At 47.6% G+C, this 13,177-nt stretch carries 8 protein-coding genes; 3 read left to right on the top strand and 5 right to left on the bottom strand.

Translation table 11 applies throughout. The features are described 5' to 3' along the window. Positions 1-22: 22 nt before the first annotated feature. The 3 genes from KTO58_RS26755 to KTO58_RS26765 form a co-directional block, all read right to left on the bottom strand. Positions 23-313: a YHS domain-containing protein gene (locus tag KTO58_RS26755; protein ID WP_198315097.1), complete on the bottom strand. Its 291-nt coding sequence runs from the start codon at positions 311-313 to the stop codon at positions 23-25. 21 nt (positions 314-334) lie between these two features. Beyond that, on the bottom strand, positions 335-553 hold the full coding sequence (locus KTO58_RS26760; protein ID WP_095836468.1) for a hypothetical protein: 219 nt from the start codon (positions 551-553) through the stop codon (positions 335-337). A 115-nt stretch (positions 554-668) separates the two neighbouring features. Then, the gene (locus tag KTO58_RS26765) at positions 669-2,726 is read right to left on the bottom strand and encodes a M13 family metallopeptidase (protein ID WP_095836467.1); all 2,058 of its coding nucleotides are present in this window, start codon (positions 2,724-2,726) and stop codon (positions 669-671) included. 161 nt (positions 2,727-2,887) lie between these two features. Here KTO58_RS26765 and KTO58_RS26770 point away from each other — a divergent pair, with 161 nt between their 5' ends. Genes KTO58_RS26770 through KTO58_RS26780 form a run of 3 tightly spaced genes read left to right on the top strand, consistent with a single transcriptional unit; the run spans position 2,888 to position 5,118 of the window. Then, positions 2,888-3,430 carry a hypothetical protein gene (locus KTO58_RS26770; RefSeq protein ID WP_157752720.1) on the top strand — a complete coding sequence of 181 codons (543 nt, stop codon included), beginning with the start codon at positions 2,888-2,890 and terminating at the stop codon, positions 3,428-3,430. 11 nt (positions 3,431-3,441) lie between these two features. Beyond that, entirely contained in the window at positions 3,442-3,831 is a 390-nt protein-coding gene (locus KTO58_RS26775) for a group III truncated hemoglobin (protein WP_095836465.1), read from the top strand. Positions 3,832-3,861: 30 nt separating this feature from the next. Beyond that, a complete protein-coding gene (locus KTO58_RS26780; RefSeq protein ID WP_095836464.1) occupies positions 3,862-5,118 on the top strand; it encodes a replication-associated recombination protein A in 1,257 nt (418 codons plus the stop codon). A 9-nt stretch (positions 5,119-5,127) separates the two neighbouring features. On the opposite strand, the gene pbpC is transcribed toward KTO58_RS26780, so the two are convergent. Together pbpC and KTO58_RS26790 are read right to left on the bottom strand one after the other, a co-directional pair. Beyond that, the gene (gene pbpC / locus KTO58_RS26785) at positions 5,128-7,524 is read right to left on the bottom strand and encodes a penicillin-binding protein 1C (RefSeq protein ID WP_225859938.1); all 2,397 of its coding nucleotides are present in this window, start codon (positions 7,522-7,524) and stop codon (positions 5,128-5,130) included. Positions 7,525-7,529: 5 nt separating this feature from the next. Further along, a complete protein-coding gene (locus tag KTO58_RS26790; RefSeq protein ID WP_095836462.1) occupies positions 7,530-13,103 on the bottom strand; it encodes an alpha-2-macroglobulin family protein in 5,574 nt (1,857 codons plus the stop codon). Between the last annotated feature and the right edge of the window lie 74 nt (positions 13,104-13,177).

The following is a 13,177-nucleotide window of genomic DNA, read 5'->3' on the forward strand; positions in this document are numbered from 1 at the left end:
CCTCTTTATTTGGTGACTAAAATCAATGCTTCAACTTAGCCATATACTTCTCAGGGTTCTTCTCAAACACCTCCTTACAGGTCGGAGAACAAAAATGTAAAGTATCGGATTTATATACCGCCCATTCCTTATAGGCCGTGTCATAAGGCATCTCACACACAGGATCTGGTAACTTATCCGCCACAAGCGGGCTGGCTGCAACCGGAACAGCTTGCTCTTCCTGTGCAGGAGCCTGCTGTTGCGAAGCCTGCTGCTGACAGGCCCCCAAAATGGCTATCATAGATAACCCGATAATAGCAAATGTATATTTCATGCAGTTCTTTTAAATGATCAGCTACTTCTCCTGCGCTATACGCATCAGCAATATGCGATAATGTACCTTCAGGCTCATCCCGATAATATAACCGGACAGCAGCGCAATACAGATGATCGTACCCGTTTGGGTCGCCAGGAAGTGAAATACCTGCGGTACATATGGCAAAGCCAGCGCCGCCAGCACAAGCAGCAATATATTACGTAACTCTTGTCGGTATTGTTTGATTAAAGTTATCATAGGAACAAAGGTACAGTCAAATTCGTTCCCGCAATTTGCTTTTTCGTGCCTTTTATATAAAGAAAAAAGCCTGAAAACATACGTTTTCAGACTTATATTTGACAAATAGATCGGATTACCAGATAACTATACGGGCGGAATCAGAAAGTACCATCTTGCTGCCAGGTGCACATTTCCAGGCATCTGCAAACTCTTTCAGATGACGTAACGGCGCATTGATACGAGCCGTCGCCGGAGAGTGAGGATCAGTCTGTATCTGGTTGCGCAGCGCAGCATCCGTAATATTGGTATGCCATACCTGCGCCCAGCCCAGGAAAAAGCGTTGCTGCCAGGTAAACCCGTCTATCAAGGCCGGCTCCGGCTTACCTTCCAGCGATTGCTTCAACGCATAGTAAGCCAGCGTAAGACCACCCAGGTCAGCTATATTTTCACCCAAAGTCAACGAACCGTTGATATGGAAACCAGGCAATACCTCAATACCATTGAAATAATTGGTGTAACCCTTCGCCAGTTTCTCAAAATTAGCCCGGTCACCAGGTGTCCACCAGTTACGCAGATTACCCTCCGCGTCAAATTGAGAACCCTGATCGTCAAAACCATGGGTAAACTCATGACCGATCACAGCAATAATACCTCCGTAGTTGATCGCATCATCCGCATTAGGATTAAAGAAAGGTGGCTGCAGGATACCTGCCGGAAATACCACCTCGTTATTAACCGGGTTATAATAAGCATTCACCGTCTGCGGAGACATCAGCCACTCACTTTTGTCTACCGGCTTACCGATCTTATCCAACTTTTCCTGGTGTTTGTAACGCAGGGAAGCAATGGTATTTTCTATCAGCGTATTAGGCTGTATCTTGATGGAAGAATAATCCTTCCACTTATCAGGATAACCGATCTTATAAGTGAAGGCCGCCAGCTTCTGGTGAGCCATCTTTTTAGTAGAATCACTCATCCAGGTAAGCTGATCAATACGCTGACCATACACCTTACGCACATTCTCAATCATCTCAGATACCTTCTGTTTGGAGCTCTCCGGAAAATATTTTTTCACGAACAACTTACCCAACGGCATACCAAGAGTAAAATCGGTAGAGCGGATAGCACGCTCAGCACGGGTTTTCTGCGCCTTAGTACCACGCATGATCGTTCCGAAGAAATGGAATGACTCATCATCCAGCGGCTTGGGAAGACTATTCGCAAAAGCAGTCAGTAACTGCCAGCGGGTATAAGTCTTCAGTGTCTCTATAGGTGCGGCTTTCAGGAAACCATTCGTCTTTTTCAGATAATCGATGTTCTGCAGGATAATGGTATCCGTCTTTACACCAAGACTTCCGGTATATACATCCCAGTCAATAGCAGGCGCAAATGTTTTGAGCGACGCATAGCTGGTTTTGTTGTAAGTCTTAACAGGATCACGCAACTCTACATTGCTGAGTTGCAGCCCCGCCAGTTTAGTCTCAAATGTCAGGATCGTCTGCCCGGGATTCGCATCTTTGAACCCAGCCAGGCCAAACATTTTATCAATATGCTGTACATACTCCTTACGCACGTTAACAGTACTGGAGTCCTGTCGCTCATAATAACTTTTCTCTCCCAGTGTCAGACCATCCTGCTCACCGTGAACTGCATTTACCTTGCTGTTACGCTCGTCCGCATCCACCGTTACCTTGAAAAATGACAATACCCGGAATTGTTGCAATTCACCGGTCACTTTCATCCAGTCGTTCAAAGACTGAACCCCATTGATCTTATCCAACCAGGGCTGTAAAGGCGCAATACCGAGCTTGTCGATAGTAGCTGTGTCCAGGAAGGACTTGTAGTAATCGGCGATCTGCTGCTCTTCCGTTCCACTTTTCAATCCCGTCTGAGCCACGATCTCATCAATAATGCCTTTCAAACGGATCTCCTTGTTCTGCTTATCAAGCACATTGAAAGATCCCCAGCGGCTCTCCGTACCCGGGATCGGGTTGTTCTTTTTCCAGTTGCCATTGGCAAAATCGTCAAAATTGTCGCAGGGCTGGGTCGTGGAATCTATATTACTGAGCTCAAAAGCGGGCACCCGGGCGGTATCCGATGCCTCTCCGGCTTCCTTCGACCCCTGTTGGGCGCAGGCTGTCATAGCGACCATAGCCGCCATATACGGCCATTTAGCGTAGGATTTCTTCATAAGTAAACATCAGGTTTAATCTCTAAATTTAAGGAAAACAGAACAACTCGCTACCATGCTTATGATAAATGGTAAGCAGATTTAAACGCCAAATACCCCCGAAACCCATAAAAAGTTAAAATTTAACTAGGTTTGTAGGGCGTTAAATGAAGCAGAACTATATGTCTATAAGTTTTAAAGTGTTTAGAATACTCACCAATATTAATTTGATGATCATCGGGTTCTTCCTGGTATCCTCCCTCATGTCTATCGCATTCCTACCTTCCCTCTCCCAAGGACTGCTCGTCATGATGGTCCTGGGGGTAGTATTCATCCATAGCATATTATCATTATATCTGCAAAGAAGCCTGCTGCATCCGGAAATCCCCCTGAAGGAAAATACACCAGGTGGTATCCGTATCATGGGCGTATTAGCCATATTATATGCCCTATACATGATCGCTGGTTGCCTGCTCTTCCTGGGCATACGCAGCGACGACGCCATAAAAGAAATGATGGAACAACTGCCGGCTGAACAACAGAACGTAAGCATCACCGCAGTAAAAAAAGTCATGAACGGCTTCCTGACATTCATCATTTTACATGGCTGCGCAGTACTGGTAAACTGCATACTGTCATTCTTTTTCCTCAAAAAATGGAAACTAAGGCAGGAAAGCATCGCCGCACAACAACAGGATATCGATACAGAAGACAAACAATACTAGCGGCTCAGGCTATGGCAAAAGGTACGATCAAAGACAGGAACGATATTATACTGCTCATTGATGCCTTCTATACCAAGGTGAAAGCAGATGAGGTGATCGGATTTATTTTCAACGACGTCGCAAAAGTAGACTGGCCCGCTCACCTGCCGGTTATGTACGACTTCTGGGAACATATCCTCCTGGATGGTACCGCCTATAGCCGCAATCCCATGAACCCCCACTTCCGCCTCAACGAACGCATACCATTGCAACCCGCCCATTTTGATCGCTGGCTGCAACTTTTTGAAAGTACGGTACAGGAATTGTTCGAAGGAGAAAAGGCCCGTTTGGCAATCACAAGAGCCCGCTCCATTAAAGGGATCATGGAGCTAAAGATGAATAGCATTAATAACGGGAAATAAATACCCCCGGGGAAATAAAACGTAAATAGCATGGAACCACTAGCAGAAAGGTTGAGACCAGCATCACTGGATGAACTGGTCGGGCAGGAACATCTCACCGGCCAGGGTAGTATTTTGAGAAAGGCACTCCTGCAAGGAAGAATACCTTCTATGATATTGTGGGGCCCGCCTGGCGTAGGTAAAACCACGATCGCTAATATTATCGCACACACCCTCCAGGTACCCTTCTATACACTCAGCGCCATCTCCGCCGGCGTAAAAGAAGTACGAGAAGTAATAGAGATCGCCCGTAAACAACAACATGCAGTGCTCTTCATCGACGAGATACACCGCTTCAACAAATCCCAACAGGATGCCTTATTGGGGGCAGTCGAAAAAGGGATCATCACCCTGATCGGTGCGACCACTGAAAACCCGTCATTCGAAGTCAACGCGGCCTTACTTTCCCGCAGTCAGGTATATGTACTCAAACCCCTGGGGAAAACCGAACTGGAACAATTACTGGCACAAGCCATGGAAAGAGATCCTTGGCTGGCAGGAAAAAATATATCACTGAAGGAAACCACCGCCTTGTTCAATATTTCCGGAGGCGATGCCCGCAAACTCCTCAATCTCTTTGAACTGGTAGTAGATACCTTGCAGGAAGATCCCATAGTGATCACCGACCAGAAAGTAATGGACATCGCACAGCAACGCGTGGCCATCTACGACAAAAGCGGAGAACAACACTACGATATCATCTCTGCCTTTATCAAATCTATCAGAGGAAGCGACCCCAATGCAGCCGTATACTGGCTCGCCCGTATGATAGAAGGGGGAGAAGATGTGAAATTCATCGCACGCCGTTTAGTAATACTGGCCTCAGAAGATATCGGTAATGCCAATCCCAACGCCTTGCTCCTGGCAACAAACTGTTTCCAGGCCGTCAATCTGATAGGCTACCCGGAATCACGTATCATATTGTCCCAATGTGTCACCTATCTCGCATCCTCTCCTAAAAGCAACGCCTCCTATATGGCCATTAACAAGGCCCAGGCAATCGTATCCAAAACCGGAGACCTGCCGGTACCGATGCATATCAGGAACGCACCTACCAAGTTCATGAAAGATCAGGGATATGCCAAAGGATATGCTTATGCCCACGACTACGAAAACAACTTTGTACTCCAGGAATTCTTGCCGGAGCAGATCAGTGAAACGAAATTTTATGATCCGGGGAAAAACCCGCGGGAAGATGAACTGAGACGTTATCTGAAAGCACTCTGGAAAGAGAAATACAATTATTAAGACAACACCTTATTGCTGTTTATCCAATATCTCAAAACTGCTTTGGAGCTGCTCCCCATTCTCATCCACTAACGTGATCATGTGTTTGCCCGACGGTGGATGAAGGGCCAGTTGGTGAAAGTCACTGGTAGTACCGACAAACTGGTTGTCAAGGTGCCAGTAGATTTTTGCTGCAGGATTACTGTGTGTAGCTGTGAAAACAGCCTCCCCGGGCGTTCCGTCTATCTCAACAGGGACGTATATACGCGCACCCGCTCTGGGATAGATAAGGTCCATGGGCGCTTTGTCCTGTTGTAACGTCGCCAGGCACTCCGGCTTGTAAGGTGGCAGCGATTCATAGTAATGTTTTGAACGGTAATAGTATTCCATAGCGGGTGGTAATACAAACCAAGATCGATGTTGTATCTGCCCCGCAGGAACACAGTCCGCCGTTACACGCCATTTACCACTGGGATCCAGGTGTACCAGCTGATGGTAAGGACATACGTTCGATTTTAATCCGGCGACAGGTATCCACATGGTATCTGTATCCGGACATTGATCGCTGGCTCGGTGCCCACTCTGGCGACATACCGGTATCTGTTGCATCTGCTGATAAGGTGTCTTGAACCACCCATCATTGGGCAGTAACCGGAAGATATCAAAAAGCACCGGCGCTGCCGTGGAAACACCTACCAGCCCAGGTCTGCCTTCCCCATCCGTATTCCCGATCCATACTGCCACCACATGCCTGGGTGTTACACCTATCGCCCATCCATCCCTGAACCCAAAGCTGGTACCCGTCTTCCAGGCTATACGCTGAGAAGAGGAAAATTGCTGCCATAACAATTCCTCCCCGGGTCGCATCACCTCCTGCATCGCCTGAAAGGTATACCAGATAGATCCCGCATCCATAGGCCCATATGCCGATGGCGTATGCGCAGAACGACGTTCCAAATTCAACTGATAGTTGGGTCCGTGTATATCATCCGCATCATATTTACCCTGGTATTGCGCTACATGCAGTAATGTACGGGCCATACTGGCATAAATACCACTAAGCTCCCATAAGGTCGTTTCCCCACCTCCCAGGATCAGCGATAACCCATAGTGATCCGCAGGTTTACCGAGCGTTGAAATACCTAGCTGCTTGAGCAATGCATGCAACCTCTCATACCGGTACTGCTGTAACAGGCGTACAAAAGGAATATTGAGCGATCTTGCCAACGCTTTGGAAGCAGGCACCGCTCCGTCATAGGCCAGATCAAAATTCTGTGGCGTATAACCGGCGATCTGCGTGGGTATATCCGCAATTAGTGTATGAGGCAGGATCATACCGTCGTGTAGCATCGCACTGTACAAAATAGGCTTTAAAGTACTTCCGGGACTACGGGGAGCCTGGATCACATCCACATGGCTCTCCAACTCCGGATCATCCGGATGGTAAACATTGCCCACATAGGCCAGCACATTACCAGTCTCCACATCCAGTACCAGGGCAGCAGCATTGTTGATACCGTTGGCCTTATAACTTTGCTGATACCGTTCTACAATACGGATCACATTCTTTTGCAATCCCGCTTCTACCGTCGTCCTTATACGGGTATCGCCATCATGGTCTACTGCCGGCATATCCTTCCGGAACTTACTCAGCAGATGAGGAGCCAGCTGTGGAAGTGGGAGAGGAGCGTCCGGCAAAGGCTCCAGCTTGGATAAACGGCAGGTCGTACTATCCAGCGTGCCATTGCGTTGTAGTCTGTCTAATAGCTGATTCCTTTTTTGTAACAGGATGTTCCTGTTACGCCCCGGATGTACCAATGCTGGGCTGTTAGGTAATACCGTCAGTGCCGCCATCTCCCCCCACGATAGTTGCCCGGGACTACGGCCATAATAACGCCACGCCGCAGCTTCCAAACCGACCACATTCCCACCGAAAGGAGCGTGTGCCGCATATAAACCAATAATACCGCGTTTGGAATAAGAAAATTCTAACCGGGTAGCCAACACCGCCTCTATCAGCTTCTGCCACAGCGTACGTGGCTGGTTCCTGGCCAATCGTATCACCTGCATCGTCAAAGTACTCCCACCACTAACCACCCGCTTCCGCGATAGGTTCTGGCGAATAGCACGGGCCATCGCAATAGGATCAATCCCCCAATGATAATAAAAACGCTTATCCTCGTAAGCAACAATACATCTCGCAAACATATCCGGAACAGCCGGCGATACCGGAAATCGCCATTGCCCGTCAGTAGCAATGCTGGCATTCAGTAACTCTCCGTTACTATCCTCTATCACATAAGAAGTCGGCTCCTTAAATAAAGGAGCCGGCAAACACAGATAGTATAACAATAATAATATACCTGTAATAACTAATAACCACTTCCTGCGGATCATCCAGCTCCTTACACGTTGTCCTCTCGTCATGTGCACTATTTCACAATCTCTACCCACTTACCTGGTACAAAAGCGTGTATCTTATTATCATACATCGCTTCACAGGAAGTGGCTGGTAAATAATACCGTCCCAGATAAGCTGCATTAAGCAGCACATTGTAAGTAACTGCCTTACGTTCCTCAATATTGAAATAAGTATAGACGCGGTCATCCCGTATATCCATATAGGTATAAGGAGATGTCTGGAACGCACTGTCGCTTTCCATCAAACGGGTGTTTAATATCTCCCATCCGGATGGGAACACCTGCGTTAAGGCCATCTGCTCATAGTAACCACGGTTACCCGGGTTTTGTATCGTCACCGTCGCCATAAAGTCCGATCCTTGTTTTAACGTAGCCGGATCCAACGGCTTGCCGTCGCGGGTACGATACTGCACCTGCATACCCAATACTGCCGGATTGTTCTCCGCCACCGGCTCACGGCCTGCCTCCGGTTGTCCCTGTAAGATCAGCCTTGCATACAGCACATTCTGACCATTGTTATGAATACTGATCGTTCCACTGGCACTGTTAACATTAACCGGCAACTGCGTCACATAAGAGTTTTCATTCACCACACCCTTGCTGCCACTCAACTGGTAAGAAAAACTCATCTTACTACCACCCGTATTCGCACCGCAGAATTTCGCAATGGCGATCAGGTTATAAGCTGTCGTTTGTGTACTATACCAGGTGTCCTGGGATAATAACGCTGCCAGCTGTTTAACCAGTTCTCCTGCGCGGTTACGTTGGCCCAATAAGGTGAGCGTTTCCAGTATCATAGCACGGTCACGAAGATCCGAACCATAAGTACCGCCGAGCTGCGTATATGGTTTGACGTCAGTAGGTAGATTTTTTATAAGCGAATTGGCGATCTCTGGCTGGCCGGATAAACGATAAGCTGCCGCCAGCCGCCATTTCGCTGCATCCGACAAATATTGGAAATTCTTTAGCCGGTTCATAGCACCTAACTCAGGTACTTTAGCCACCGCCAGCAGATACAGCCGGTAAGCCTGTGTCAGATCGCCACCATAGAAGTTAGTTGTACTGGGTGCCCAGGCCGCTGCTTTATTGCGTTGGTACTTTTTCCATTGATCCAGGAAGCCCGCCGGCAATGTATAACCCCTGGCCTGCGCCTCCAGCATAAAATGACCAGCATAATTGGTGCCCCACTCGTCGGCATTACCCGGACCCGGCCAATAACTAAGACCACCATCAGAAGTCTGGAAGCCTTTCAACCGGTTAATACCCGCTTTAATGTTACGATCAATTTCCGCTTGCTGACTTTCCTTCAAATTTGTCAATTGCCCCAGCACCAGCTGTGGGAAGACACCAGAAGTGGTCTGCTCCACACAACCATGAGGATAAGCAATCAGGTAGCTCAACCGCTTAGCCAGGTTGAGCGACGGAATAGTAGATACCTCCAGGATACCTTTATTAGTACCTGCCATACCCACCGGTTGATAGCTGCTGCTCCATTGCTGACCGCCGATAAGCGTCTGCTCAGTAACATTGGTGATAACCGGGTTAGGATTACGCACCTCCAGCTCTATAGCCTCCTCCGCCTGCTCACGGCCACTGCTGGCACTGATCTTCACCTTCGCTATGCCCACCTGCGATTTAACACGTACATCAAAATAAACGAGTTGCTCTCCGGGTTGAGAGAAAGTAACTGTTTTAGTACGTTCCCCTACTACTTCCAGTAATCCGTTGGAGTTAAAAGTCACATTGACACTACGTATATTGTTCTCCAATCCGAACACGGTAACAGGTACCTGGATCACCTCCGTTGGCCCTAGTACCCTGGGTAAAGTAGTGAGCAGCATTAACGGCTTTTTAACAGCGGCTACTTTTTCTGCCTGACCGTATGCCCCGTCCTGTCCGGCTACTACCATTGCTTTTACCGATCCTATATAGGGTGGTAACTTAAATTGATGCGTCTGTTTTTGCCCCTTTTTTAAATAGAAAGGTCCCATAAATTTCACCACGGGTTTAAACCGGTTAGCCTTCGCCGAACTGGCACCCTTATCCAATCCTTCATCCCCACCGATACTGAGTATACGTTCCATATCCGCTCCCCACGCACCGATCACATAGTCAAACAGGTCCCATGTCTTTACTCCCAACGCTTCCCGGGCATAAAAAGCGCCGTGTACATCCGGTGTTTTAAATCGTGTCAGATCCAATAAACCTTCATCAACAATAGCCACCGTATAGGTCATCGCTTTCCCTTGTGCTTCAGATACCGTAATACTGGTAGTCTGCTCCGGTTGTAACGTCGCCGGTAGCGAGATCTGCGGCTTTAGTACCGTACCCGGATCTTCTATGGAAACAGGAATAGTACCATACATACGTATAGGCAGGTCATTAACAGTCTGTGCATGTGGCTGCAGCAAACTGACGTTTACATATATGTTGGGCGCCATATTTTTCTCCGCCTTGAGCTTGAAAATGGTTTGCCCTTGTTTGGTATCCACCCAATATGTTTTAAGCACTTTACTGCCGGTCTCCACACTCAGTAATGCCCGCCCGCCGGCGCTGCTCGGTATGGTAAGCACAATGTCTTCCCCTGTCTTGTATTGCGTTCTGTCTGCCGTAAACACCAACATAGCCGCTTCGGCAGGGTGCTCTTTCTGCATCCTTTCCGCCCATCCCGGCCAGTCTATGTATACAGCCTGCCCACTCGTATGTCCACTCTTCAGATCTTTAACACGGATCAGATAACGACCCCAATCCGGTTGCCGGATCAACAAATTCCATTTACCCTTACCTTGATGTAAAGTGATGGTCTCCTTCTGCAACAGCTGGTTATAACTGTCCTGTGTGAAATTGCTGAAATCATCAGACTCATTTTCATCCCACCACCACCGCCAGCGTATCTTATATAATTCTACCTGCACCTCCTGCGTACCGCTTAATAACTGACCTTGCTCATTCACATTCACAATACTCACCTCATGCGGCTTGTCCGTTACCAGCATACCCGTCAGGCGGTCCCCCTGCGGAATACGGATACCCGTATAGGAAGCAAAAGGATTATAAGGCATAGAGAAGTGATCTATACTGAAATCACCTCCGGGCTCAAATACCTTCACTTCAAAATTCGCCTTCAACTGACCAGGAGCTAACTTACCCAATGGCAGATTAGCCTGCACAACCGCATTCCCGTCTCCGCTAAGTGGCCCTTCAAATACCGTTTTATTCTCCGTCTCAAAACGTGTTACAGGATCATCAAAACTATAGCCGTCAAATTTATTGAACTTGGTAGCCTGCGAACTCAATGCCACATCCACCTTCGCCTTCAGGTGTTGAGCAGTAGCGCCAAAAAGCCACATGGCAGATAAATTACCTTTGTTAGCCGAACTCTTGGATAAGGCAACCTGCTGTCCAAAGTCCAGATTGATCTTCAGACGGTTGGGCTTCACCGTTTCGATCTTAATGTTCTTCTGGAAAGAAGCGCCCCCGATTTTTACCTTCGCACTCCAATTACCCGTAGGATCGTCCGCGCTAGTAAGAGTATTGAAATTATAGAAGCCATTCAATGGCTTGGACTGTATGATGCGTTTATATAACTGCCCCTTGGGATTATACAATTCCAGCGTAGCCGGATGGTTGTCGGGCAACTTGTGCTCCTTGTCTTCCAGCACGAACGTTAAGAACAGACTGTCTCCTGGCCGCCATACTCCTCTTTCCCCGTATATAAAACCTTTTAGACCACTTTGTATCTCCGCTCCTTTCACATCAAAACGGCTCAACGGAAGCGAACTACCATCATCCAGTTTAAGATAACCTCGCTCGCCTTCCTTTTTTGCGATCAGTAGGTAAGGCTTACGTTTTAACTCAAACATAGCCAGCCCTTCCCCATCACTTTTCGTCTTATAGATCACCTGCTGCTGAAAGTCCAGTAGCTCAAGCTCCACATTCATCATCGGTTTGGTATCACGTATATCCGTTACGGCCACCACCATACTATTATCATTGCCCCTCTTTACCGTAAGACCAATATTGGAAGCAATGATATTACGGGAAGCCCATTTGTTTTTATTATAGTAGGAATTGCTGCAGGGACTTTCCCGCTCTTGCCAATTGTATCCGTAAGGATAGTAGTTATCATATCGCGCCCAGAAATTGTCATCCTCGTCAATCTTCTCTCCGTAATAGGCTTCCTCATCCTCCGATTGAGTGTCGGCATCTGTCTCTTCCGTACTGGTACAAGTCTGCAGGGCATACGCCTTTCTGAAACCCAGCGTCACCCGGTAGATGGCGCCTGGCTCCGTACGCAGTAACTTCTCCATGTCCAGGTAGAATCGATTCTTCTTATGAAGATTGAGAGATTTGTCAGTATCCAGGCGGATCGTCTTTTGTACAACCGGACTACCTACACGACGTAGTTCCTGGCTACCATCCAGGTTGTTTTGCTGAAGATATTGGGGGATGTTGTTTTCATAGATTTTAATGATGGTAACGTCAACTGCGTTCAGGTTGACAGCCTCGAAGGGCATCACCAGTTTGCTGCTCTGTGGCAGGATCACCCCACGACCCGGAATGCTGACAGATGGCTGCGTATTCTCAAAGTTTATATTGCCACTGAAGCCTTTACCCAACCGCTTATCAGTGACATTGATGATACCCTCATTGACGATAACAGTATAGTTCCCCTCCAGCCGGTTAGGCGTAAATACCTTTACCTCACTTCCCTCTATCGTATAACGCAGGTCACTTTGCCCGCTGATACTGATCAGCCCCTCCAGGTTCTGGGCAACACTGATCGGGTCCGAAAACTGAACCAGCAACAACTGTTCAGGATCACTGACCGCTTTTATATCCAACACTTTAAAATCACCTACTGCCGGTACTACAATGCTTTTTTTGCCATTACCAGCGGCTTTTAACGATCCGCCGTCCCAGCTGAGATCAAGATTACGAGCCTCACTTCCTCGTTGAATATTGGCAATAGTGAACCGCGAAGCCTTGTCCGACGCATTATGTTGCCAGGTCACCGGTAGCTGTTTACCATTATATTGTACCTTCAGTACTTTTTCGATCATCTGAGGATCTTCCACATCAGCAGTACTTACCACACCGGTCAGGTTCATACGGTCCAGAACAGTATTGCCGGATGCCTTTAAACCTCCGTCTTCTACCGTAAAAGAAGGTTTGATAACCCGGAACTCAAAATCAAAGGAATGAAGGTCTTTGGGAACGTCTATCAGTTTGGATAACTTAAAAGTTACATTGTAGGTCTTTCCTGGATCAAGATTTTCATCTGGCCTGAACTCTATCGTAGTAGCATCCGCCCAGTAAGTCTTCCCCTTGATGGCAGGAGAGAAGTCGAATACTTCCTTCTCAAGCGGCTCATTCTGTGTATGCGTTACATTTACATTGCCAGCCAGCTGCACGCGTATCGTACTCTGCTTGGAGATAACCCCCGCAGTATAGGCCTCAATATATTTGGCCATGGCAGGATTCATCCCTTTCCGCTCTCGCTTACATCCGGTAAAGGTCAATAATAAGAAAACCAAGCAGCTGGTGATAACTGCTGCTACCGCGTACTTTGATCTAGGGTACATGTAGGTTGGGTATTTTATGAATACATAAAGTTAAGGGAAATAATAACTAATATGCCATGAACGGTCTTATCCCT

It is taken from the genome of Chitinophaga pendula (genome assembly GCF_020386615.1).
In the GTDB taxonomy this organism is placed as follows: Bacteria; Bacteroidota; Bacteroidia; order Chitinophagales; family Chitinophagaceae; genus Chitinophaga; species Chitinophaga pendula.